This window comes from Pseudomonas gorinensis (assembly GCF_042015035.1).
In the GTDB taxonomy this organism is placed as follows: Bacteria; Pseudomonadota; Gammaproteobacteria; order Pseudomonadales; family Pseudomonadaceae; genus Aquipseudomonas; species Aquipseudomonas gorinensis.
The window spans coordinates 1,947,879-1,972,092 of record NZ_CP167125.1 but is presented as its reverse complement, the minus strand read 5'-3'; the positions used below and the strand labels follow the sequence as shown (position 1 = coordinate 1,972,092).

At 61.3% G+C, this 24,214-nt stretch carries 24 protein-coding genes, 1 tRNA gene and 1 riboswitch; of the genes, 20 read left to right on the top strand and 5 right to left on the bottom strand.

Going from position 1 to position 24,214, the window contains the following annotated elements; all coding sequences use genetic code 11:
• The first annotated feature begins 98 nt into the window (after positions 1–98).
• From AB7933_RS08965 to AB7933_RS08945, 5 genes are all read left to right on the top strand, one after another.
• Positions 99–1,391 (top strand): OprD family porin, encoded by a 1,293-nt coding sequence (locus AB7933_RS08965; RefSeq protein WP_024073984.1) that lies wholly within the window; start codon positions 99–101, stop codon positions 1,389–1,391.
• A 45-nt stretch (positions 1,392–1,436) separates the two neighbouring features.
• On the top strand, positions 1,437–2,420 hold the full coding sequence (locus AB7933_RS08960; RefSeq protein WP_024073983.1) for a Bug family tripartite tricarboxylate transporter substrate binding protein: 984 nt from the start codon (positions 1,437–1,439) through the stop codon (positions 2,418–2,420).
• A 130-nt stretch (positions 2,421–2,550) separates the two neighbouring features.
• Positions 2,551–3,009, top strand: coding sequence for a tripartite tricarboxylate transporter TctB family protein (locus tag AB7933_RS08955; RefSeq protein WP_024073982.1), 459 nt, complete (start codon positions 2,551–2,553; stop codon positions 3,007–3,009).
• 1 nt (position 3,010) lies between these two features.
• Complete coding sequence (locus tag AB7933_RS08950; RefSeq protein WP_024073981.1) at positions 3,011–4,525, top strand: tripartite tricarboxylate transporter permease; 1,515 nt, start codon at positions 3,011–3,013, stop codon at positions 4,523–4,525.
• Positions 4,518–5,555: an AbrB family transcriptional regulator gene (locus AB7933_RS08945; protein ID WP_024073980.1), complete on the top strand. Its 1,038-nt coding sequence runs from the start codon at positions 4,518–4,520 to the stop codon at positions 5,553–5,555. Before AB7933_RS08950 ends, AB7933_RS08945 begins: the two co-directional genes overlap by 8 nt.
• 57 nt (positions 5,556–5,612) lie before the next feature.
• Here AB7933_RS08945 and ung read toward each other — a convergent pair whose 3' ends face one another.
• Positions 5,613–6,305, bottom strand: coding sequence for a uracil-DNA glycosylase (ung, locus tag AB7933_RS08940; protein ID WP_024073979.1), 693 nt, complete (start codon positions 6,303–6,305; stop codon positions 5,613–5,615).
• 136 nt (positions 6,306–6,441) lie between these two features.
• On the opposite strand from ung, the gene AB7933_RS08935 reads away from it, so the two are divergent.
• Positions 6,442–7,554, top strand: a complete 1,113-nt coding sequence (locus AB7933_RS08935; RefSeq protein ID WP_024073978.1) for an enoyl-CoA hydratase/isomerase family protein — start codon at positions 6,442–6,444, stop codon at positions 7,552–7,554.
• 309 nt (positions 7,555–7,863) lie between these two features.
• On the opposite strand, the gene AB7933_RS08930 is transcribed toward AB7933_RS08935, so the two are convergent.
• On the bottom strand, positions 7,864–8,229 hold the full coding sequence (locus tag AB7933_RS08930) for a hypothetical protein (protein ID WP_024073977.1): 366 nt from the start codon (positions 8,227–8,229) through the stop codon (positions 7,864–7,866).
• A 315-nt stretch (positions 8,230–8,544) separates the two neighbouring features.
• Between AB7933_RS08930 and AB7933_RS08925 the strand changes: the two genes are divergently transcribed.
• The 11 genes from AB7933_RS08925 to AB7933_RS08875 all read left to right on the top strand — a co-directional run bounded on the left by AB7933_RS08925 (position 8,545) and on the right by AB7933_RS08875 (position 20,846).
• Complete coding sequence (locus AB7933_RS08925) at positions 8,545–10,167, top strand: methyl-accepting chemotaxis protein (RefSeq protein ID WP_024073976.1); 1,623 nt, start codon at positions 8,545–8,547, stop codon at positions 10,165–10,167.
• Positions 10,168–10,334: 167 nt separating this feature from the next.
• Positions 10,335–10,436: riboswitch (guanidine-I (ykkC/yxkD leader) on the top strand.
• 61 nt (positions 10,437–10,497) lie between these two features.
• Entirely contained in the window at positions 10,498–11,565 is a 1,068-nt protein-coding gene (locus tag AB7933_RS08920) for a putative urea ABC transporter substrate-binding protein (protein ID WP_024073975.1), read from the top strand.
• A gap of 12 nt (positions 11,566–11,577) precedes the next feature.
• On the top strand, positions 11,578–12,393 hold the full coding sequence (locus tag AB7933_RS08915; RefSeq protein WP_024073974.1) for an ABC transporter permease: 816 nt from the start codon (positions 11,578–11,580) through the stop codon (positions 12,391–12,393).
• Positions 12,390–13,154, top strand: a complete 765-nt coding sequence (locus tag AB7933_RS08910) for an ABC transporter ATP-binding protein (protein ID WP_024073973.1) — start codon at positions 12,390–12,392, stop codon at positions 13,152–13,154. Before AB7933_RS08915 ends, AB7933_RS08910 begins: the two co-directional genes overlap by 4 nt.
• On the top strand, positions 13,151–13,876 hold the full coding sequence (locus AB7933_RS08905) for an urea amidolyase associated protein UAAP1 (RefSeq protein WP_024073972.1): 726 nt from the start codon (positions 13,151–13,153) through the stop codon (positions 13,874–13,876). The genes AB7933_RS08910 and AB7933_RS08905 overlap by 4 nt, the downstream gene beginning before the upstream one ends.
• Before the next feature lie 9 nt (positions 13,877–13,885).
• Positions 13,886–14,515 (top strand): urea amidolyase associated protein UAAP2, encoded by a 630-nt coding sequence (locus tag AB7933_RS08900; RefSeq protein ID WP_024073971.1) that lies wholly within the window; start codon positions 13,886–13,888, stop codon positions 14,513–14,515.
• Positions 14,516–14,841: 326 nt separating this feature from the next.
• Positions 14,842–18,423 (top strand): urea carboxylase, encoded by a 3,582-nt coding sequence (gene uca, locus AB7933_RS08895; protein ID WP_024073969.1) that lies wholly within the window; start codon positions 14,842–14,844, stop codon positions 18,421–18,423.
• A gap of 48 nt (positions 18,424–18,471) precedes the next feature.
• On the top strand, positions 18,472–18,678 hold the full coding sequence (locus AB7933_RS08890) for a cysteine-rich CWC family protein (protein ID WP_024073968.1): 207 nt from the start codon (positions 18,472–18,474) through the stop codon (positions 18,676–18,678).
• Positions 18,668–19,360 (top strand): 16S rRNA pseudouridine(516) synthase, encoded by a 693-nt coding sequence (locus AB7933_RS08885; protein ID WP_024073967.1) that lies wholly within the window; start codon positions 18,668–18,670, stop codon positions 19,358–19,360. Before AB7933_RS08890 ends, AB7933_RS08885 begins: the two co-directional genes overlap by 11 nt.
• Positions 19,361–19,664: 304 nt before the next feature.
• Positions 19,665–20,549, top strand: a complete 885-nt coding sequence (locus AB7933_RS08880; RefSeq protein WP_024073966.1) for an alpha/beta fold hydrolase — start codon at positions 19,665–19,667, stop codon at positions 20,547–20,549.
• Between the two features lie 223 nt (positions 20,550–20,772).
• Positions 20,773–20,846 (top strand) — tRNA-Gly (locus tag AB7933_RS08875).
• Between the two features lie 144 nt (positions 20,847–20,990).
• Here the strand turns inward: AB7933_RS08875 and AB7933_RS08870 are convergent.
• Both AB7933_RS08870 and AB7933_RS08865 read right to left on the bottom strand, forming a co-directional pair.
• On the bottom strand, positions 20,991–21,500 hold the full coding sequence (locus tag AB7933_RS08870; protein WP_024073965.1) for a GNAT family N-acetyltransferase: 510 nt from the start codon (positions 21,498–21,500) through the stop codon (positions 20,991–20,993).
• Positions 21,501–21,509: 9 nt separating this feature from the next.
• Positions 21,510–21,878 (bottom strand): hypothetical protein, encoded by a 369-nt coding sequence (locus AB7933_RS08865; RefSeq protein ID WP_143036937.1) that lies wholly within the window; start codon positions 21,876–21,878, stop codon positions 21,510–21,512.
• Between the two features lie 527 nt (positions 21,879–22,405).
• On the opposite strand from AB7933_RS08865, the gene AB7933_RS08860 reads away from it, so the two are divergent.
• Both AB7933_RS08860 and AB7933_RS08855 read left to right on the top strand, forming a co-directional pair.
• Complete coding sequence (locus tag AB7933_RS08860) at positions 22,406–22,930, top strand: DUF3833 domain-containing protein (protein ID WP_024073963.1); 525 nt, start codon at positions 22,406–22,408, stop codon at positions 22,928–22,930.
• 20 nt (positions 22,931–22,950) lie between these two features.
• Positions 22,951–23,256: a DUF6482 family protein gene (locus tag AB7933_RS08855; protein WP_024073962.1), complete on the top strand. Its 306-nt coding sequence runs from the start codon at positions 22,951–22,953 to the stop codon at positions 23,254–23,256.
• 68 nt (positions 23,257–23,324) lie between these two features.
• On the opposite strand, the gene AB7933_RS08850 is transcribed toward AB7933_RS08855, so the two are convergent.
• Positions 23,325–23,564: a DUF6124 family protein gene (locus AB7933_RS08850; protein ID WP_024073961.1), complete on the bottom strand. Its 240-nt coding sequence runs from the start codon at positions 23,562–23,564 to the stop codon at positions 23,325–23,327.
• Positions 23,565–23,967: 403 nt separating this feature from the next.
• Between AB7933_RS08850 and AB7933_RS08845 the strand changes: the two genes are divergently transcribed.
• Positions 23,968–24,210 (top strand): hypothetical protein, encoded by a 243-nt coding sequence (locus AB7933_RS08845; RefSeq protein ID WP_024073960.1) that lies wholly within the window; start codon positions 23,968–23,970, stop codon positions 24,208–24,210.
• The last annotated feature ends 4 nt before the right edge of the window (positions 24,211–24,214 follow it).

Here is a 24,214-nt window from a genome sequence, read left to right as displayed (position 1 = left end):
ACGGTAGGTCATGCCTGCCGCGCTACCTGATCCGTAGCGACCGAAAAACGCCTCGAAGCGTTTTCGCCAAAATAAGAACAATAACGGAGTGCACAACGATGCTGTCGACACAGCCCCAGGCTTTCCCGCCTGTACGTTTTTCCCGCCTGACCCACACCGCCCTTGCCAGTGCCGCTGCCTTTGCCGGCTTTTCGCCGCTTAGCCAGGCTGCCTTCTTCGAAGACAGCAGCGCGACCCTGGAAACCCGTAACATGTACTTCAACCGTGACTTTCGCGACGGCACCAGCGCCCAGCAATCCAAGCGCGACGAATGGGCCCAGGGCTTCATGCTCAACCTGCAATCGGGCTACACCGACGGCACCGTGGGCTTTGGCGTAGATGCGCTGGGCATGCTCGGGGTCAAGCTCGACTCCAGCCCCGACCGCACCGGCACCGGCCTGTTGCCCACCCACGACGACGGCCGCGCCGCCAACGAGTACGCCAAGCTGGGCCTGACCGGGAAAATGAAGATCTCCGCCACCGAGCTGAAGATCGGTGCACTGATGCCCGAGCTGCCGATCCTCAAGCCCAACGACGGCCGCATCCTGCCGCAGACCTTCAACGGTGGCCTGGTCACTTCCAAGGAATTCAAGAACCTGGTCTTCACCGGCGGCCGCCTGGACAAAGCCAAGGACCGCGACGATACCAACTACGAGGACATCGCCCTCAACAACAAGAACAGCCGCTTCCTCAGCGGCGCCACCGGCAAGCACTTCAACTTCGGCGGCGTGGACTACAAGTTCGCTGACAAGATCACCGGCAGCTACCACTTTGCCCAGCTCGACGATGTGTACCGCCAGCACTTCCTCGGCCTGGTTGCCGCGCGCCCGATGGGCCCCGGCACCTTCGGCGCCGACCTGCGCCTGGCCGTCAGCGATGACACCGGCAGCGCGCGTGGCGGCAAGATCGACAACACCTCCCTCAACGGCCTGTTCAGCTATGCCCTCAATGGCCATAAGCTCAGCGCCGGCTACCAGCACATGTCCGGCGACAGCGCGTTTCCCTATGTGGATGGCAGCGACCCGTACCTGGTCAACTTCGTGCAGATCAACGACTTTGCCGGCGCTGAAGAGCGCTCCTGGCAGGCACGCTACGACTATGACTTCGCCAAGCTGGGCATTCCCGGCCTGAGTTTCATGAGCCGTTACCTCTCGGGTGACAACATCAAGCTCAAGAACGGCGATACCGGCAAGGAGTGGGAACGCAACAGCGAGATCAAGTACGTGGTGCAAAGCGGCACGTTCAAGGATGTGGCCGTGCGCCTGCGCAACGCGACTTATCGCTCCAACTATTCAGCCCGTGATGCGGATGAAATGCGCCTGCTGGTCAGCTACAGCGTCGCGCTTTGGTAAGTAGTGCCTGGTAAGCCACTCATAACAACAACGACGGAGATAACCATGACCCCTTCACTGCGTAAATTTGCCCTCGCCGCCGGCTGCATGCTGTTCGCTGGCCAACTGCTGGCCGCTGACGAACCCAAGCGCCCGGAATGCATCGCCCCGGCTTCCCCCGGCGGCGGTTTTGACCTGACCTGCAAACTGGCGCAAAGCGCGCTGGTCAACGAAAAGCTGCTGAGCAAGCCGATGCGCGTGACCTACATGCCCGGAGGCGTGGGCGCGGTGGCCTACAACGCGGTGGTCGCCCAGCGCCCGGCGGATGGCGGCACCTTGGTGGCCTGGTCCAGCGGTTCGCTGTTGAACCTGGCGCAGGGCAAGTTCGGGCGTTTCGACGAGAGCGCCGTACGTTGGCTGGCGGCAGTCGGCACCAGCTACGGCGCCATCGCGGTAAAAGCCGATTCGCCCTACAAGACCCTCGATGATCTGGTAAAGGCCCTGAAGAAAGATCCAGGCAGCGTGGTCATCGGCTCCGGCGGCACCGTCGGCAGCCAGGACTGGATGCAAACCGCGCTGATCGCCAAGGCGGCCGGGATCAACCCGCGCGAGCTGCGCTACGTGGCGCTCGAAGGCGGCGGCGAAATCGCCACGGCCCTGCTCGGTGGGCATATCCAGGTGGGCAGCACCGACATCTCCGACTCCATGCCGCATATCCTCAGCGGTGACATGCGCCTGCTGGCGGTATTCTCCGAAGAGCGCCTGGACGAGCCGGAAATGAAGAATATTCCGACCGCCAAAGAGCAAGGCTACGACATCGTCTGGCCAGTGGTGCGTGGCTTCTACCTCGGGCCAAAGGTCAGCGATGCGGACTATGCCTGGTGGAAAGACGCGTTCGACAAACTGCTGGCCTCCGACGACTTTGCCAAGCTGCGTGACCAGCGCGAACTGTTCCCGTTCGCCATGACCGGCCCGGAACTGGACACCTACGTGAAGAAACAGGTGGCTGACTACAAAGTGCTGGCCAAAGAGTTCGGCCTGATCCAGTAATCGCCCCTCTGTGGGAGCGGGCTTGCTCGCGAAAAACTTCAACGATGACGCGTGCTACCTGGATACACGCGGCGTCCTTGCGTTCTTCGTGAGCAAGCTCGCGCCGACAAGAGTCTCCAAGGAGTTTCCAATGCTCTTACAACGCATTTTCGCCGCCATGCTGCTCGTGGCATGCGCCGCGCTGGCCTTGATGGCCTGGCCGTATCAGGCGTCTTTTTCCTACGAGCCCGTGGGACCTCGGGCCTACCCGCTGCTGATGCTCGGGCTGATGAGCCTGGCGCTGATCTACATGCTGTTCCGCCCGCAGCCAACCAAGCACACCGAGGAAGAACCGGCGCTGGACCGCGCAACCCTGATCAAGATCGGTGTGTGCGTGACACTGTTGATCGTGTTTGCCACCACCTTCGAATCGCTGGGTTTCATCCTCAGCAGCATGCTGATCGGCATTCCGATGGCGCGCCTGTATGGCGGCCGCTGGGTGCCCAGCATGGTGATCGTCAGCCTGATGGCCATCGGTCTTTATCTGCTGTTCGATAAAGCCATGGATGTTCCGCTGCCCCTCGGCCTGCTCGACGTTCTGGAGAACTGATATGGATACTTTTGGCTATTTGGGCCAGGGCTTCGGCGTTGCGCTGTCCCCCTACAACCTGGTGACCGCGTTGTGTGGCACCTTGATCGGCACCGTGGTCGGCCTGCTGCCGGGCCTGGGCCCGATCAACGGCGTGGCGCTGTTGATCCCCATCGCATTTGCCCTGGGCCTGCCGCCGGAATCGGCGTTGATCCTGCTGGCAGCCGTGTACCTGGGCTGTGAATACGGCGGCCGTATCAGCTCGATCCTGCTCAACATCCCAGGCGAAGCCTCCACCGTGATGACCACCCTCGACGGCTACCCGATGGCCCGCAAAGGCCTGGCCGGCGTCGCCCTGTCGTTGTCGGCGTGGAGTTCGTTCATCGGCGCGTTCATCGCCACCTGCGGCATGGTGCTGTTTGCGCCGCTGCTGGCCAAGTGGGCGATTGCCTTCGGCCCGGCGGAATATTTCGTGCTGATGGTGTTCGCGATTGTCTGCCTCGGCGGCATGGCCGGCGACAAGCCGCTGAAGACGTTTGTCGCGGCACTGATCGGCCTGTTCCTGTCAGCGGTGGGCATCGACGCCAACAGCGGCGTGTACCGATTTACCGGGGATAACATCCACCTCACCGACGGCATCCAGTTCGTGGTGTTGGTACTCGGCTTGTTCTCCATCAGCGAGATCCTGTTGCTGCTGGAAAAAACCCACCGTGGCCAGGAAGCAGTCAAAGCCACCGGACGGATGATGTTCAACCTGAAGGAAGCGGGTTCGGTGTTCGTAGTGAACATTCGTTGCGGCCTGCTGGGCTTCATCATGGGTGTACTGCCGGGTGCCGGTGCCACCTTGGCCTCGGCCGTGGCCTACATGACCGAAAAACGCCTGGCCGGTGCCAGTGGCAAGTTCGGCCAGGGTGACATGCGCGGCCTGGCAGCGCCGGAAACCGCCATCGGTGCGTCCGCCTGCGGTGCCCTGGTGCCGATGCTGACCCTCGGCGTTCCCGGCTCGGGCACCACGGCGGTGATGATCGGCGCGCTGTCGCTGTACAACATCACCCCAGGCCCACTGTTGTTCCAACAGCAACCAGACATCGTCTGGGGCCTGATCGCTTCGCTGTTCATCGCCAACATCATGCTGGTGATCCTCAACATCCCGATGATCCGCATCTTCACACGTATCCTCGCCGTGCCGAACTGGGCGCTGGTGCCAGTGATTGCCATCATCACCGCGATCGGGGTGTACGCGGTGCACGCCACCACCTTCGACCTGTTCCTGATGGTCGGTATCGGCATCTTCGGCTACATCCTGCGCAAGCTGGACTTCCCGCTGTCGCCGGTACTGCTCGGTTTTATCCTTGGCGGCCTGATGGAGCAGAACCTGCGCCGTGCGCTGTCGATCTCCAACGGCGCGCTGGAGATCCTCTGGTCGAGCCCGATCACCTTTGGCGTGTGGATACTGACCGCCATCATGCTGTTCATGCCGCTGCTGCGTATCTGGCGCAAACGGGCGCAACAGCGTCGTACCGTGGCCGATGTCTGAGGTCACCTTCAAGCAATGGTGGGGAACACCGCTGGTCGGCTTGGCCGGCGGTTACCTGGCCAGCCTGGTGGGCTGGCCTTTGCCGTATATGGTCGGCTCGCTGCTGGCGATTATCCTGGTGCGTTGCCTGACGCCGTGGCAGTTGGCGGAGATTCCCGGCGGGCGCAAATGCGGCCAATGGGTGGTGGGTATCGGCATCGGCCTGCACTTCACCCCACTGGTGATCGAACAGGTGATGAGCCACTTCGGCCTGATCTTCTTCGGCGCGTTGGTCACCAGCCTGTCGAGCGTGGTCAGCGTGTGGTTGATGCGCCGCAGCGGTGAAGACCGCGCCACCGCGTTTTTCTCCAGCATGCCGGGCGGTTCCGGTGAAATGGTCAACCTCGGCGCGCGCAATGGCGCGGTGCTCAGCCGGGTCGCGGCGGGGCAGAGTTTGCGCGTGCTGGTGGTGGTGCTGTGTGTGCCGGCGATCTTCAAGTATCTGCTCGACGGCGGCGCACCGCAGTTTCATCCGGCGCCCGTGAGCTGGGCATGGCTGGCGTTGTTGTTCCCCATCGGCGCACTGGTGGCGTGGGGCTGGCAACGTCTACACCAGCCCAACCCATGGCTGTTCGGCCCGTTGCTGGTGAGTGCGACGGCCAGTGTGGTGTGGGACCTGCATATCGGCTTGCCCGACGGCGGCAGCCAGATCGGCCAATGGCTGATTGGCAGCGGGTTGGGCTGCCACTTCAATCGGCAGTTCTTTCGCAGCGCCCCCTCATTCATGGGCCGCACCTTGATCGGCACGGCCCTGACCATGGCGCTGGCGACATTGGCGGCGCTGGGTTTGAGCGCCCTCACCCAGCTGGACCTGCGCTCGCTGACCCTGGGCATGATGCCCGGCGGGATTGCCGAAATGAGCCTTACGGCCGAGACCCTGCAACTGTCGGTGCCGTTGGTGACGGCCATGCAGGTGATGCGGTTGTTGTTTGTGCTGTTTTTGGCGGAACCGTTGTTCAGGCATTGGAACCGTCAGCCGCAAAAGACCTAAACCTTCAAATGTGGGAGGGGGGGGCTTGCCCCTCCAACATTCTGGATGTGCTTGGCCCTAGAGCGGCGGTAGACGCCACTCGATCGGGGCCTCGCCATTCTGCTCCAGGAACTTGTTGGTCCTGCTGAAATGCCCGCAACCCAGAAACCCGCGATACGCCGACAACGGCGACGGGTGCACCGAGGTCAGCACCAGGTGTTTGGTCGCATCGATCAGCTTCTGCTTGCTTTGTGCATGGGCGCCCCATAGCAGGAACACCAGGTGCGGCTGGTGCTCGCTGACCACCTCGATAATCCGATCGGTAAAGAACTGCCAGCCCTTGCCCGCATGGGCGTTGGCGTTGGCCCGCTCCACGGTCATGGTGGTGTTGAGCATCAGCACGCCCTGGTCGGCCCAACTTTGCAGGTAGCCGTGGTTGGGGATGTCGATGTTCAGGTCGCGCTTGAGCTCTTTATAGATATTGACCAGCGACGGCGGCGCCGGCACCCCCGGTTGCACCGAGAAGCACAGGCCGTGGGCCTGGCCGGGGCCGTGGTACGGGTCCTGGCCGAGGATTACCACTTTGACCTTGTCCAGCGGTGTGGAGTTGAGCGCGTTGAAGATCAGCGGGCCGGGCGGGTAGATCTCTTTGCCGGCGGCATGTTCCTGGCGCAGGAACTCGCGCAACTGGCCCATGTAGGGCTTATCGAACTCATCACGCAGGGCGTGTTTCCAGCTGGGTTCGAGTTTGATACGGTCGCCTTCAGTCATGTTCGAATTGTCTTGTAAAAAAGAATGAGGCGAACCCTAGGAAAGCCGGCCCTGCTTGTCAATTGATCTGACACACCACCGGCACTTTCCCACGAAGCGATCATACTGATCCTTCACCTTCTCGATTGAGGTCACGATGAACCTGCACTTCGAAGAACTGACCGGCAGCAACGGCGCCCGCGTCGGCATCGCCAGCCTTGACGCTGAAAAGTCCCTCAACGCGCTCTCCCTGCCGATGATCCTGGCCCTGACTGATCGCCTGGAGGCCTGGGCCAAAGACCCGAACATCGTCTGCGTGCTGCTGCGTGGCAACGGGCCCAAGGCGTTTTGCGCCGGCGGCGAAGTGCGCAGCCTGGCCCAGGCCTGCCGCGAGCAGCCGGGGGAAGTGCCCGCCCTGGCCGCACAGTTTTTTGCCGCGGAATATCGCCTCGACTACCGCTTGCACACTTACCCTAAACCGCTGATCTGCTGGGGCCACGGTTACGTGCTGGGCGGTGGCATGGGCCTGCTGCAAAGCGCGGCCATACGGATTGTCACGCCGAGCAGCCGCCTGGCCATGCCCGAGATCAGCATCGGCCTGTACCCGGATGTGGGCGCCAGTTGGTTCCTGTCGCGCCTGCCGGGCAAGCTGGGGTTGTTCCTTGGCCTTACCGGCGCGCACATCAATGGCCGTGACGCGCTGGACTTGGGCCTGGCCGACCGCTTTCTGCGCGATGACCAACAGGACGAGTTGATCGAAGGCCTGCTGCAACTGAATTGGCAGGAACAGACCGCGATGCAACTCAACAGCCTGCTCAAGGCCCTGGCCCAGGAAGCCGTCGGCCAGCAACCAGAAGCCCAATGGCTGCCACGCCGGGCGCAGATCGACGCGTGGCTGGACGTCGGTGATGTACGCAGTGCCTGGCGCGCCTTGAGCCCGCTGCGCGACCACGCCGACCCGCTGTTCAACCGCGCCGGCAAGACATTGAGCGAAGGCTGCCCGCTGACTGCACACCTGGTGTGGGAACAGATCCAGCGTGCCCGTCACCTGTCCTTGGCCGAGGTGTTCCAGATGGAATACACCTTGAGCCTGAACTGCTGCCGCCACCCGGAATTCAGTGAAGGGGTACGTGCGCGATTGATCGACAAGGACCAGACACCCCATTGGCATTGGCCGGATATCAATACCATCCCGGACGCCGTGGTGCAGGCGCATTTCACCAAGGCGTGGGAAGGCCGGCATCCACTGGCGGACTTATCCGATTACTGACGCTTTGCGCCCATAAAAAACGGCGTTTCAAGCACGAATGCCAAGATAGAACGAGCAAACAATAAGCCTGTGGCGAACGGGCTTGTTGTGGTGAATGGGCTCGTTGCGGCGAGCGGGCTTGCTGTGGCGAGCGGGCTCGTTGCGGCGAGCGGGCTTGCTGTGGCGAGCGGGCTTGCCCCGCGTTGGGCTGCGCAGCAGCCCCAATAAGGCCACCGCGTTTATCCAGGCCTATTAAATCGCCAGGTTTTGGGGCCGCTTCGCAGCCCAACGCGGGGCAAGCCCGCTCGCCACAGTTATGGTATGGGCCTGTCAACGGTGACCGCCGCGGCCACCTCCACGGTCATGATCGCCACCGCGTCCATGCCCGCCATTGTTCCAACGATCACCCCAGCCCTGGTTCGGGTAAGGCCGGTAACCCGCCCTTGGTCCTGACGGGTAATAGCGAGGTGCTGGCTGGTAATAACGTGGCGCTGAGTAATAACGCGGTGCCGGCGCGTAGTAGCGAGGCGACGGATAATAGTCGCGCCGGTACACAGGTCCGCCGCCGTAGTAATAAACCGGCGCCGGCGAGGTGTAGACCTCGGAACGGTAGTAGCTTTGGCCTCCATCGTAGTAAGGCACACAAGCGGAAAGGGTCAGACCGAGTAAAGCGCTGATCAGCAGTCGTCGATACATGGCGGCCTCCTGGACCGCGAAAGAGCACCTCCAGCGACGCTGGGGGGCGGCATTCAGCTTTCACTGAATGACGAAACATCTGACATCAAAAACCGAATCTGGTGCGTTTTGGTTACAAGTTGATACATCAATGCCAAGTGCGGCCACACCCCTTCAGACGCGCTGCGACATAGCGCTTATCCACCCACCAGATTTATCGATTCAGTAAATTTTTCTGGCCCGAAACTTTCTCGATTGCGATGATGTCACTATGACATCGCGCAAGCCAGGGAGGCTCTAACGTGCGCCCTTCGCCACTTTTGCCGGATCCGAGCCATGAAAATCTCAACCAAACTGCTGCTTTCATTTTTATTGTGTGCACTGGTCACCCTCGGGGTCGGGCTGCTGGGTATCAAAAGCGTGGTCCGCCTCGCCAATGCATTGGAACTGACGTTCTCCAATAACCTGGTGTCCGTCAGCAGCACCTCCGCTACCCTCAATGGCCTGGTGGCCCACAACCGCGGTTTGTACCGCTTGATGGATGCGAGCCAAGGCGACGTCTCCCAACAAGACCGCGACCGTGTGCGCCAGGACATCACCAACGAACTCAAACGCAGCCAGAGCGCCTACGCCACCTACCGCGCCACGCCCCTGGAAGACGACGAACGGGCGGCCGGCGACAAGCTCGACCAGATCTGGCCAACCTACACCAGCAACTCCGAACACATTATGTCGATGCTCGACAGTGGCCAGATCGAGCAGGCCCGCGCACAGCTGAACAGCACCAACAATGAATTGTTCCGCCAGGCGCGCGATTTGATCCGCGTGATGGTCGATTCCAATAACCGCCAGATCAAGGAAGGCGCTGCCGCCGCCGACGAGCTGCGTGACAGCGCGTTGACCTGGATGATCAGCGGCATTGTCCTGGCCTTCATCATTGCGATCATCACCGGTGTGCTGATCACGCGCCTGATCACCCGTCCTATCGCACAAGCGGTTGAGAACGCACAGCGCATCGCCAAGGGTGACCTGACCCAAGCCATCACGACCGACCGCACCGACGAAGCGGGGCAATTGCTGATGGCTTTATCCGATATGCAAGGCGGCCTGAAAAGTACGCTGACGGAAATCGCCAACGCCTCCGACCAGCTCGCTTCGGCAGCCGAAGAGCTGAGCGCGGTCACCGATGAAAGCACCCGTGGCCTGACCCGCCAGAATGACGAAATCCAACAAGCTGCCACCGCTGTCAACCAGATGACCGCAGCGGTCGACGAAGTGGCGAGCAACGCCGTATCGACCTCGGAAGCGTCGCGCCAGGCTACCACCGAAGCCGAGGACGGCCGCCAGCAAGTCGAGCAGGCCGTGTCCGGCATGAGCGCGATGGTGGTGGAGATCAACGATTCGACCCAATCGGTCGCCGACCTCGCCGGCCAGGTGCGCGAAATCGGCAAGGTGATTGATGTGATCCGCAGTATTGCCGACCAGACCAACCTGCTGGCCCTCAATGCCGCCATCGAAGCCGCCCGTGCCGGTGAGCAAGGTCGCGGTTTTGCGGTGGTGGCCGATGAAGTGCGGGCGCTGGCCCATCGCACCCAGACCTCCACGGTGGACATCGAGAAAATGATCGGTGAAGTCCAGGCAGGCGCCGATGGCGCCGTGGCCGCCATGAACAAGAGCCTGAGCTGGGCCAACAACACCCAGACCCTGGCGCAAAATGCCGGCCAGGCGCTGGAGCGCATCACTGCCAGCGTGGCCAGTATCAACGAGCGCAACCTGGTGATCGCCTCAGCGTCCGAGGAACAGGCCCAGGTGGCCCGTGAAGTGGATCGCAACCTGCTCAACATTCAGGACCTGTCGACCCAGACCGCCGCCGGTGCCAACCAGACCAACGCCTCCAGCCAGGACCTGTCGCGGCTGGCCACCTCGTTCAATATGCTGGTCAGCAAATTCCAGCTGTAAGCGCCTCATAGCAGTGCGCCGGCGCACCCGCGTGGCGCACACCCCCCGCTTCTACGCCTTCCTCTCCCGCCCGCCCGGCTGAACAGCCGGGCATCGAAGCCACTTGGCACGACTCTCGCTTTATCTCTTGCGTGCAGGATTGATACAGGTTCGCGGCACCACAATTTGCAATGGCCGACTAGGGTTCCGGCTCGCGAAAAGCGAGTGGCTGGTCCGAGAGTTGGCGACCTCCAGTTGAGGTTACACGGCGGGATAAAAGCCCGGGAGACAAGCCACCGTTCACGGTGCCGCGTTGCTCCTGCTCGCCCTTGATCAACTGGAGAAGCCCCAATGCCCTCGATCCGTTTACCCGCCCTGCTCGCCGCCGCCTTCGCCGCCGTGCTGAGCTTCCAGACCCAAGCCGCTGCCAAAGACCACTTCAGCGTGTGCTGGACGATCTATGCCGGCTGGATGCCATGGGAGTATGCCGGCAGCCAAGGCATCCTCGACAAGTGGGCCAAGAAGTACGGCATCACCATCGACATGGTGCAACTCAATGACTATGTCGAATCGATCAACCAGTACACCGCCGGCCAGTTCGACGGCTGCACCATGACCAACATGGACGCCCTGACCATCCCCGCCGCCGGTGGCGTAGACAGCACCGCGCTGGTGATCAGCGACTTTTCCAATGGTAACGACGGCGTGGTGATCAAGGGCACCGGCAAGACCGTGGCCGACCTCAAGGGCATGAACGTCAACCTGGTGGAACTTTCGGTATCTCACTACCTGCTGGCCCGCGCACTGGAGTCGGCGGACCTCAGCGAAAAAGACCTGAAAGTGGTCAACACCTCCGACGCCGATATTGCCGCCGCTTTCAACACCGACCAGGTCCAGGCCGTCACCACCTGGAACCCGATGCTCTCGGAGATCAAGGCCAAGCCTGGCGTGAGCCAAGTGTTCGACTCCAGCAAAGTGCCCGGCGAAATCATGGACATGATGGTGGTCAACACCCAGGTCCTCAAGGACAACCCCAAGCTGGGCAAAGCACTGACCGGCGCCTGGTTTGAAGTGGTCGCCCTGATGAATGCCAAGGGCGCCGCCAGCACCGAAGCCCTGGAACATATGGCCAAGGCTTCCGGCACCGACCTTGCGGGCTTCCAGTCGCAACTGGACACCACCAAGTTGTTCGCCACGCCCAAGGAAGCCCTGGCCTTCGCCACCAGCCCACAGTTGCCCGCCACCATGGGCAAAGTCGCCGAGTTCTCGTTCAAACACGGCTTGCTGGGTGAAGGCGCCAAGGACGCCAGCGCGGTGGGTATGCGCTTCGCCAACGGCGTGACCAGCGGTGACAAAGCCAACCTCAAGCTGCAATTCGACCCCAGCTACGTGCAGATGGCCGCCGACGGCAAGCTGTAAGAGGACCTGGCCATGCGCCTGATCAACCGTGTTCCGGAGCGCTCCAGCCGCTTGCTGTTGGTCGTGCTGCCGTTCACCCTGCTGCTGTTCGCCTACTTCGTGGGCTCGGCCGAGCGCCTGGCGGAAAACCCCAACGACAAGCTGCTGCCCGGTGCCGGGCAAATGATTGACGCAGTCAAGCGCCTGGCGTTCAACGCCGACGCCCGTACCGGTGAGTACGTGCTCTGGCAGGACAGCGCATCGAGCCTGCGCCGCCTGGCGATCGGCCTGGGCATCAGCGCCCTCGCCGGCCTGTGCCTGGGGATTGCCGCCGGCACGTTGCCGCTGTTTGGCGCGCCGTTGTCACCGTTGCTGACCGTGCTGTCGATGGTACCGCCGCTGGCGATCCTGCCGATTCTGTTCATCGTGTTCGGGCTGGGGGAATTGTCCAAAGTGATGCTGATCGTCATCGGCGTCACCCCCTGCCTGGCCCGTGACCTGGAACAGCGCGCGCGGGAAATACCGGTGGAACTGCTGGTCAAGGCACAAACCCTCGGCGCCTCCACCTGGACCCTGATGCTGCGCGTGGTGTTGCCGCAATTGCTGCCACGCCTGCTGATCTCACTGCGACTGATGCTCGGCTCGGCGTGGCTGTTTTTGATCGCCGCTGAAGCCATCGCCTCCACGGACGGCTTGGGCTACCGGATCTTCCTGGTACGTCGCTACCTGGCGATGGACGTGATCCTGCCTTACGTGGTGTGGATCACCCTGCTCGCCTGGTTGATGGATTGGGGCCTCAAGGCCCTGACCCGGCATGCGTTCCCTTGGTACGAAGGAGCGCGCGCATGAGCTTTATCAGCGTCAACAATGTGTGGCAGCGCTACGGTGATCAAGTGGTGCTGGAAGGCTTGAACCTGCAGGTCGCCGAGGGCGAGTTCTGCACGCTGGTCGGCACTTCGGGCTGCGGCAAGTCGACGTTCCTGCGCCTGCTGCTGGGCCAGGAAACCGCGAGCAAGGGCCAGATCCTGCTGGATGGCCAACCGCTCGCCGCCGAGCCGGATGCCAGCCGTGGCGTGGTGTTCCAGCGCTACTCGGTGTTCCCGCACTTGACCGTGCTGGATAACGTCGCCCTCGGCCTGGAGCTGCCGCGTTCTCCCTTGCTGGGCCGGTTATTCGGTAAAGCCAAGAAGGACGCCCGCGAACAGGCTGCCGCGCTGTTGCAGAAGGTCGGCCTCGGCCACGCCCTGGACAAATACCCGGCGCAGCTCTCCGGCGGCATGCAACAACGCCTGGCCATCGCCCAGGCCCTGATCATGAAGCCCCGCGTATTGCTGCTGGACGAACCCTTCGGCGCCCTCGACCCGGGAATTCGCAAAGACATGCACCAGCTGCTGCTGGAACTGTGGCGCGAAACCCGGCTGACGGTGTTCATGGTCACCCATGACCTGAGCGAAGGCTTCAGCCTCGGCACGCGCCTGCTGGTGTTCGACAAGGTGCGCGTCGACCCCCACGCCCCCGGCGCCTATGGCGCGCGCATCACCTACGACATCCCTTTGAACAGCGAACGCCGCAAGGCGCTCGCCGCCGAACTTGGAGCCACTTCCAAATGACCGATTCCACCCTACTGTTCCCACCCTTCGCCGAAGAAATGCTGCCTGGCGGCGGCCACCGTTCGTTCGTGCTCAAGCGCGGCCAACTGCTGCGCCTTACCGATCTTCGCGGCGGCGCCAACGTCAGCCTGACCCTGCTCAACGCCAACGAAAAAACCGAGCGCCTGAACCTGCCCGACAGCCTCAAATGCCAACACACCGCCAAGCTCACCACCGGCCACTGCCTGTACTCGGACATGGGCCGCGTGCTGGCCGCGATCACCGCCGACACCTGCGGCTGGAGCGACAGCATCGGCGGCGTGCTGTGCGCCGCCGAAGTCGCCGAGAAGTACGGCCAGGGCCGTTATCAGGAACTGCGCAACGGCTTCTTCCGCAACGGCACCGACAACCTGTTGGTGGAATTGGGTAAATGGGGGCTGGGCCTGTCCGACCTGCTGATGACCCTCAACCTGTTCAGCAAAGTCACCGTGGACAGCGACGGTGGCCTGCACTTTGTGCCGGGTAATTCCAAGGCCGGCGACTACATCGAACTCTACGCGCCGATGGACACCCTGGTGGTGCTCACCGCGCTGCAACACCCGATGGACCCCAACCCGCAATACGCCCCACAACCGCTGAAACTCAGCTGGATGAACGCCGACAAAAGTGTCGCCGAACACTGCCGCACTTCGCGCCCGGAAAACGAGCGTGGCTTTATCAACACCGACCGCCTGTTCGCCTGAGGAACTGTCATGTCTATCGCAATGAAACAACCTGATGCGGCGGTGTACCGCGCAACCATTCCCGCCGGCGAGCCGTGGCTGATGGAGGTCAAGGCCGGGCAGACCCTGCGCATCCTCGATCTTGAGGGCAACCAGGCGGTCGACACCTTGTTCTACAGCGTGAAAAACCCGCGTGAACGCTACGATGTACAGCGCACCTTGCGTCGGCAGAACAGCGTGTACCTGGGCACCGGCAGCGTGCTGTATTCCAACCTCGGCCAACCGATGCTGACCATCGTCGAGGACACCTGCGGGCGCCACGACACCCTCGGCGGCGCCTGCGCCCAAGAGAGCAACACCGTGCGCTACGCCCTGGAAAAACGCTACATGCACAGTTGCCGCGACAACTACCTGCGCGCCTGCGCCCACGATGGTCGCTTGGGCAAACGCGACATCGGGCCGAACATCAATTTCTTTATGAATGTGCCGGTGACGGCAGACGGCGGGCTGACCTTTGAAGACGGGATTTCCGCGCCCGGCAAGTACGTCGACCTGCGTGCGCAGATGGATGTGATCGTGCTGATTTCCAACTGCCCGCAGTTGAACAACCCGTGCAACGCCTACAACCCGACCCCGGCGGAGCTGTTGGTATGGAACTGAAACTCAAGCGCCTGCGTAAATGGTTGTTTGCCCTGTGCCAATCCCGAGCCGGGCAATGCCTGCAAAAACGCTAGAGATCCAATGTGGGAGGGAACCCTAATGCACTGTAGGAGCGAGCTTGCTCGCGAAGAACTCACAGGCACTGCATTTATCCAGAATGCACGCGTTACCGTTGACGTTTTTCGCGAGCAAGAACTAGGCGTCCCCCTCGCTCCTACAGGCATTGGGCTTGCCCCCGATAGCGGTGGCCCCCTCCCACACTAACCACACACTGCGGACGACCGCAGTGCTCCCTCACTTTGCGGGACGGCCCGCAGGGTTTTGCCATGTTCGAAAAACTGTTGATCGCCAACCGTGGCGCCATCACCTGCCGCATCCTGCGCACCTTGCGCGAGTTGCAAGTCAAAGGCATCGCCGTGTACGCCGAAGCCGATGCGGCGAGCCTGCATATCCAGCAAGCCGACGAGGCCTACAGCCTCGGTGAAGGCGCAGCAGCCGCAACTTACCTGGCGGTGGAAAAAATCCTCGCCACAGCGAAGGCCTGCGGCGCCACGGCGATTCATCCCGGCTACGGCTTTCTTTCCGAAAACGCAGCCTTCGCCGAGGCCTGTGAACAGGCAGGCATCGCCTTTGTCGGGCCCACGCCTGAACAGCTGCGGGTGTTCGGTCTCAAACACACCGCTCGTGCCCTGGCCAGGCAACATCAGATCCCTTTGCTGGAAGGCACCGAGTTGCTCGACAGCCTTGAAGCCGCCTTGCTGGCCGCTGACACCGTGGGCTACCCGGTGATGCTCAAAAGCACGGCCGGCGGTGGCGGCATCGGCATGCGCGTATGCCGCAGTGCGCTGGAGTTGGGCGAGTCGTTCGAGGCGGTCAAGCGCTTGGGGCAGAACAATTTCAGCGACGCGGGCGTGTTTATCGAGAAGTACATCGAGCATGCGCGCCACCTGGAAGTGCAGGTGTTCGGCGACGGCGCGGGTGAAGTGATCGCCCTCGGCGTACGCGACTGCTCGGTGCAACGGCGCAACCAGAAGGTCCTCGAAGAAACCCCGGCGCCAAACCTGCCCGACGGCATGGCAGAGGCCCTGTGCACAGCCGCCATCACCCTGGCCAAGGCCGTGAATTACCGCAGCGCCGGCACCGTGGAATTTATCTATGACAGTGCTGACGGGCGCTTCTACTTCCTCGAAGTGAACACGCGCTTGCAGGTGGAACACGGCGTCACCGAACAGGTGTGGGGCGTGGACCTGGTGCGCTGGATGGTGCAACTGGCGGCGGGTGAAATGCCGCCGTTGCAGACGCTGGTCTTGCAACCCCAAGGCCATGCGATCCAGGCGCGCCTGTATGCCGAAGACCCAGGGCGGGATTTCCAGCCGAGCCCCGGCTTGCTGACCTGTGTGGATTTCCCGGTGGCCGAGGGCTTGCGGATCGACACCTGGGTGGAGGCCGGTTGTGAGATCCCGCCCTACTTCGACCCGATGATCGCCAAGCTCATCACTTGGGCGCCCACCCGCGAACAGGCGCGCCTGGATCTGCATCAGGCACTGAGCGATAGCCAGCTCTACGGCGTGGAAACCAACCGCGATTACCTGCGCCAGATCCTGCTCGCCGCGCCCTTCGCCAATGGCCAGCCGTGGACCCGTTGCCTGGAGGATCTGGTCTACGTGGCCAACACGGTTGAAGTCATCAGTGCAGGCACGCAAACCAGTGTGCAGGACTATCCCGGCCGCCTCGGCTACTGGGCCGTGGGCGTGCCGCCGTCGGGGCCGATGGACAGCCGCGCGCTGCGCCTGGGCAATCGCCTGCTGGGCAACGCCGAGGGGGCCGCGGCGCTGGAAATCACCATGAGCGGGCCGATATTGCGCTTCAATTGCGTGGCGGTTGTTGCGGTGACGGGAGCGCAAATCCCGCTGCTGTTGAATGATCGAGCAGTGCCAATGAACACCGCGCTGTTGATTGAGGCCGGATCGGTCCTGAGCCTGGGCACCCTCGCCGGCGCCGGTGCGCGCAGTTACCTGTGCCTGCGTGGTGGGCTGCAAGTGCCAGACTACCTGGGCAGCAAAAGCACCTTTACCCTCGGCCAGTTCGGCGGGCATGGTGGGCGCGCTTTACGGGCGGGCGATGTGTTGCATCTGTTGCCGTTGGAAGACCTGAACGCCGGGCAACAACAGGTCGCGCAAGCGCTGCCCGAGGTCCGCACGCTGCGGGTGATCTATGGCCCCCACGGCGCGCCGGAATACTTCCTGCCAGCGTACATCGACACCTTCTTCGCCACGCAGTGGGAAGTGCATTTCAACTCCAGCCGCACCGGTGTTCGGCTGATCGGGCCAAAGCCTCTTTGGGCACGTACGGATGGCGGCGAAGCGGGGCTGCATCCCTCAAACATCCATGACAACCCCTATGCCATCGGCGCGGTAGACTTCACCGGAGACATGCCGGTGATCCTGGGGCCGGATGGGCCGAGCCTGGGCGGTTTTGTGTGCCCGGTAACGGTGATCGAGGCGGACCTCTGGCAGCTCGGCCAGCTCAAGGCTGGGGACAAGATTCGTTTTGAACCGGTGGACCTCAAGACCGCCCGCGACCTTGCCCTGAAATGGGATCAAACGTGGGAGCCGGGCTTGCCCGCGACGCAGGCGACTCAGTCTCACTGTGCGATTGAATCACCGGTGGTATTGGACATCGGCCAAGCCGACACCCGCCTGGTCGCCCGCCTCGCCGGCGACACCCACCTGCTCCTGGAAATCGGCGCGCCCGAGCTGGACCTGGTGCTGCGCTTTCGCGGTCATGCCCTGATGCAAGCCTTGGAAGCCCGCGCACTGGCGGGTGTGATCGACCTGACCCCGGGCATCCGCTCGTTGCAGATCCACTACCAGCCGGAACAACTGCCCCTGGCCGACCTGCTGACACTGATCGGCCACGAATGGACCGCGGTGTGCACCCGGCAAAACCTGCAAGTGCCGTCGCGCATCGTCCACCTGCCGCTGTCCTGGGACGACCCGGCGTGCCAGCTGGCCATCGACAAATACATGACCACTGTGCGCAAGGACGCGCCCTGGTGCCCGAGCAACCTGGAGTTCATCCGCCGCATCAACGACCTGGCCAACCTCGACGAGGTGCGCCACACCGTGTTCGATGCCAGCTACCTGGTGATGGGCCTGGGCGACGTCTACCTCGGCGCGCCGGTGGCCACGCCGCTGGACCCGCGCCACCGGCTGGTGACCACCAAGTACAACCCGGCCCGCACCTGGACCGCCGAAAATTCGGTGGGCATCGGCGGCGCGTATTTGTGCGTGTACGGCATGGAAGGCCCCGGCGGTTATCAGTTTGTCGGGCGCACGTTGCAGATGTGGAACCGTTATCGCGAAGTGGCGGCGTTTGACGGCAAACCCTGGCTGCTGCGCTTCTTCGATCAAATTCGGTTCTATCCCGTGAGCGCGGATGAGCTGGTGCGGATTCGCCGGGATTTCCCCCTGGGACGCTTCGAGCTGAGCATCGAACAAAGCACGCTGAACCTGGCGGATTACCAAGCGTTTCTCGCACGGGAAGCCGCCAGCATCGACGCGTTTCGTGAGCACCAGCAGCACGCCTTCAATGCCGAACGCGAACGCTGGATTGCCAGCGGCCAGGCGCATTTCGACAGCGAGGAGCTCGCGGCGCCAGCGGCGCAAGACACGCCGCTCAAGACCAATGAACACAGCATCGACAGCCCTATCGCCGGCAATCTCTGGCAGGTGCAGGTGAGCGTGGGCGCGCGGGTGGCGGCCGGTGATGTGTTGGTGATTCTGGAGTCGATGAAAATGGAGATCCCCGTGCTGGCGCCCTTTGCCGGAGCGGTGCGGGAAATCCCGGTGCAACCGGGCAGCGGCATTGGCGCCGGGCAACGGGTCGTGGTGCTGGAACGGGACTGACCGGCGCTGTATCGTGCAGGGACTTTCGAGGCCCTGCCCCCACCGACCATGACCACGCCAACCCTTTGCCCCGCCTGTGGTGCCCGCAACGATTGCACCCTGGCCGACCCACGCACCGCCGACCAGCCTTGCTGGTGCTACAGCGTCACCATCGACCCGGCGGTGCTTGAAGCGCTGCCCGATGACGTGCGCAACCAGGCCTGCCTGTGCCCGCGCTGCGCTCAGGTGGATGAGCAGCTTCGCCATGCGCGTTGACCGTTTCCTCAGCAACCTGCCGCGTTTCAATCGCCAGCAAGTGCGCGTGTTACTGGTCGAGCGGCGGGTGACGGTAGATGGCGTGGCAGTCAGTGACCCTCACCATGAAGTACGCGAATTCAGCCGTGTGTGTGTTGACGATGAGGTGCTACAGACAGGCAAACCGGCGCGCTATTTCATGCTGCACAAACCCCAGGGCTGCGTCAGCGCCACCTCGGACCCGCAACACCCGACGGTCCTCGACTGGCTGGATGAACCGGACAAAAGCGAGCTGCATATCGCCGGTCGTCTGGATTTCAACACCACCGGCCTGATGCTGATCACCAACGACGGCCAGTGGTCGCGGCGCCTGACGCAACCGCAGACCAAGCTGCCCAAGGTCTATCGGGTAGAGACGGAGCAGGCCATCGGCCCCGAATACGCGGCAACCTTTGCGGCAGGCGTGTATTTCGCGTTTGAAGACCTGACGACTCAACCGGCCGAGCTGGAGCTGTTGGGGCCACGCCTGGCACGATTGAGCATCATCGAAGGCCGCTACCACCAGGTGAAGCGCATGTTCGGGCACTTCAACAACAAAGTGGTCGGCCTGCACCGTGAGCGAATGGGCCCATTGGTACTGGATGCAGCCCTGGCGCCGGGCGAGTATCGGACGCTGTCCGAGGAAGAAATCCGACAGGTCTGACGACCGTTCGGCCGGTGATGGCAAAAACCCATTTGTGTGACTTGCGGCATCCCAGGTCTACTGCTTGAATCAAATCGTCAGCCAAATTATGACTGACGAGTCGCCTATAACCTCCAAGAAACACCTTGCCCCGCCCGCGCTTGATCTACGGGCCTCCCAGGCAAACAGCCCGCCATAACAACACCCGTCGGCCAGCCGTCATCGGATCGACATGGGCCCTCATCTTCCAGGCGTATGCCTACCTGTCACAAAGCTCGTGCAGAGTGATCTGTGCGCCCTACCCGCTTGCCAGGAGTCTTACGACATGAGGCCAGAAATCGCTGTGTTGGATATACAGGGTCAGTATCGGGTTTACACGGAGTTCTATCGCGCGGATGCTGCTGAAAAGACCATCATCCTGGTCAACGGCTCGATGGCCACCACGGCATCCTTCGCCCAAACCGTGAAAAGCCTGTACCCGCAGTTCAATGTGGTTTTGTACGACCAGCCCTACGCCGGCCGTTCCAAAATCCATAACCGTCATGAGCAGATGCTGACGAAGGAAGTTGAAGGCCAGATCCTCCTGGAACTCATCGACCACTTCGCCGCCGAACATGTGCTGTCGTTTTCCTGGGGCGGAGCCGCCACCCTGGTCGCCCTCGCCGCCCGCCCGCGCCACGTGGAAAAGGCCGTGATCAGCTCGTTCTCGCCGGTGATCAACGCACCGATGCGCGACTACCTCGAGCGTGGCGTCGACTACCTCGGCAGCCTCGACCGCGACCGCGTGGGTCACCTGGTCAACAGCACCATCGGTAAACACCTGCCGTCGCTGTTCAAGCGTTTCAACTACAAGCATGTCAGCAGCCTGGCCGAGCACGAATATGGGCAGATGCACTTTCACATCAGCCAGGTGCTGCACAGCGATCGCCTTTGCTACCTCAAGGCCGCGCGGCAAATCGACGTACCGGTGTTGTTCCTGAACGGCGAATGGGACGAATACACCAGCGCCGAGGATGCCACGCAGTTCGGCCAATACGTGGCCAAGAGCAGCTTCAGCACCATCCAGGCCACCGGGCACTTCCTGGACATGGAGCACAAGGCGGCGTGCCGGGACACTCGGAAGGCGGTGGTGGGCTTCCTGAAACCTGAGCGCAAGGTCGGCCGATTGCGTTATCACCAAGGCCAGACGCAGCATGCCTTTGCTCTCTGAAATACCGTGCAGGAGCGAGGGGGACGCCTAGTTCTTGCTCGCGAAGATCGCCAACGATGACGTGCGCTCCCTGGTTGAACGCGGCGCTCTTGAGTTCTTCGCGAGCAAGCTCGCTCCTACATCGGCTCCGTTCGTCGCCAGGGCAAGTGCCTGCAACTTGCACATTTTTCGAAGAAAAACTTCAAATCCAGGCGCACATCTGGTACAAAGTCAGCCGCTCTGAGCGGGTGTCGTATAATGGCATTACTCCAGCTTCCCAAGCTGATAACGAGGGTTCGATTCCCTTCACCCGCTCCACTCAGACATAGATTCCACGCCAGCAGGGTTTTGGCGGGGGATGCATAAAAAACCGGTCCTTGGTGACCGGTTTTTTTATGGGTTTTCCAGAATCAGCTTTTTATTGGGGAACGCCCCTGCTTATTCTTCCTGCTCACCAGCAGCTCAAGCCAGAGCTCGGAATCCTTTTATCAGAGTTGCCGTGGACAATATCAGACGCCTGGGGTTATTCGTTGACGCCACGAAACCCAACTTAGCCTGGTAATAACTCGCAGCCCTCTGATCTTTCGCATCGACGACGACAAATGCTACGCCCGACTGTTTGGACACCGTGTAAACCCGCCTGAAGAAGTCAGACATGAGCCGCTGGCCCAGCCCCACGCCCTGCCTGCTTTTATCAATCGCCAAGCGACTCAAAAGCACCGCCGGCATGGGGTATCCGGGCATTCTTCTTTTTTGGTCTTCATTCAATTCGTCAACTGCAACAGATGCATTGGCCAAAGCGTAGTAGCCCAGCAAAATACCCTTTTCGATATACATGAAGGTTCGAGAAACGTTGCGTTTTTCGTCTTGCCCTGCATGTTGGGCGATATAAGTGTTTAGCGCTGGGTGAATTTCACAATCGAAAGCAGAACGGTCAATCGACTTGTTGAAATCAACGGTAATAAAATCCATTGAGCGGCCTTAGCGCAAGGCGAGCAATTTTTGAAGAGCCTCTGTCGGCTCCGGTGGTGTATCCAACAGTTGGTGTGCGGTACCCACATCAAGCACAGTGACGCCGTAATGGTCCAAATCAAAAGCCATTTCTTCATGGACGACAGAGCGCACAGCCAGTGCTGCTACAACTTTCTTGAGTTCTGCCAACTCGCGTTCCACATTCGAAAGATGCATAGCACGCATTGAACGAGTCCTAAGCCCACTCGTGCGACTGAGCGCACTACTTGCCAGGCTTTTCGAGGCATGTCGCTCAACCACCGCGTCGGCGTCTGACAAAGCAGCCGACACCTTGTCGGCGGTCAGCTGCGCGCTTTTTGGTTGAACCGGTTTGTTCACGATGCATCCCTCTGTATCAGTGAATCCTAGCACATCCGACTTGACGCCTATCCTCAGGCCTCGTCTCCCGGACTTGCCCCTATTGAGTGAGGTAGAACGCGATACGCACCCATGTTCACTTCGAACGACTTCGCCCATCTGCCACAGACTTTGCACCAAACGATCACATAAGACTTTTTCCACCACTCCTCTCCCCTCTGGTGCTTTGTAAGGCCTGCTCCACCCATTCTCATTTGATCCATGGGGTTAGCAACTGCACGCAGGTGGGCAAGCGGGGTGGCTTTTTTCCGGATACCAGCACGTTCCAGATGCCCTGCATACAGCCGCGGTCAAGCGCAGGTAGTCGCTGGCAAACCATAAGTACCTCGTCCAACACGCACAACACCGACGCTTCCGATGATTGCGTAGGCAATGCCCGAAACTTCAATATCCCTCTCGCACTCAAAAACATGTACAAACAATAAAATATGTACAAGTATCAGACCTGGGCGTTGGCATCGCGCCTCGCACGTTCAAGGAGCCTGGTCATGACGCGTCTATGGGTTTCACTGTTGCTGGCATTGAGTGTGAGCAGTTGCAGCAACGTTGAGGTCGACCACTACGCCGACCAGCAACCGAAACTGGATCTGGAGCGTTTCTTCAGTAAACCCGTGAAAGCCTGGGGCATCTTCCAGAAGCGTTCCGGGGAAGTGGCCAAGCGCTTTGAGGTGAATATTGCCAGCCGGCACGAGGGCAACGCGTTGATTCTGGATGAGCGCTTCCTGTACAGCGATGGCACACGCCAGCAACGGGTGTGGACGCTGACGCCGGACGGCCCAGGGCGCTGGCGCGGACGAGCTGGGGATGTGGTGGGCGAGGCCATCGGCGAAGTAGCGGGTAATACGTTGCGTTGGCGCTACCGGCTCAATCTGCCGGTGGATGGCTCGGTGTATGAAGTCAGCTTTGACGATTGGATGTACCTGATGGACGAGGACACCTTGATCAACCGCTCGAGCATGTCCAAGTTCGGTGTCGAGTGGGGCCAGGTCACGTTGTTCTTTCGTCGCCAATGAACCCCGAGCGAGGGTAAATCATGAATATGCAAATGCTCACCGAGCTGGCCGAGAAAGGCGAAATACGTGAGCTGGAGTTGCTGTCCCTGGAGGGCGGTTTCTATATCGCTCGCATCAGGCTGGAGCACGTCGAGGCGACGTTACTGGACGATCACGGCAAGCCGATGCGCATTGGGTCCACCACGCATTTACGCGACCTGTTGCAGCGGGTTCCGCCGTTTCCTTGCGTACTGGTGCAACACTGCGTTCACGATGAAATGTGCGGCACGCGTGAAGGGCCTATTGGTGCGTTGCGCGTTCCGTTTTCGCTGGCGGCGACACTCTAAATGCTGGCTCCCCTCCCCCGTGGTATGGGCGGCCTGGGAAGGCAAGCCGTTTACACCGTACGGGTGACCTACGCGGCTCGGTCCACGCGGTCCTGAACAGCCTCGACCAGCAGCAGGCCCAGTTCAATCATTTGCTCAATGGCCAGGGCCAGGTAGCGCTGTTGAGAGGGCAGGCTTTCGACGAACTCGTGGGTCATGGCACCTGCACCGGCGATGGTTTCGTAGGCGTTGGCGAGCAGCGCTTGAGTGTCGATTTCGGGACGGACGCTGAACAGTTTTACGGCAGGGTTGCATGAATCAGTACACATCTGTTGATCCTCGTTAGGGACCGCATACCAGAGCTACTAAACAATGGGTGGCGGCTGTACGCAGGTTAGTAGACCGGCGAATCAACGAAACCGGCGCGCCCGAAGACGCCCTGCGTGCAGCCACCATAAGAGCAGCTGTACGCCGTTGATCGTATCGGGCTACTAAACCCGACCGCTGATGGGCAGCGGCTGACGAACCTTAAAGAGGTCGCCCAAGGCGCACAACTCGGACGAGTCTGATCGTTATGTAGGCAATGCCGCAAGGTTAAAACCCATGCTCAAAGCGTGAAGAAATTGAAGCTTTTGGCAACAAATAGCCGTTGAAGACCGTTTGAATTCAATCTACCACCCACATCATTCTCGATAGCCCCACCCCACCAAAAATGCATACGCAGGTTTAATCATGACTCAGCCATTGACCGCTTTCGATCTTGTTGACCTGCTCGACAGCGAGGAAGCCATCCACGAATACCTTTCTCAGGTTATTGCAGAGGGTGATAAATCAGAGCGCCTAAGGGCTGCCGGTTTTGCGGCCAAAGCCCGTGAGAAAATTCGGGCAGAACTGGCGATGGGTGAGTCCAGTCGAGAACCTCAGCCGTTCGACTCCGTGGCATTTAAGCAAAAAATGCCAAGTACTGGAGAGTGAGCCT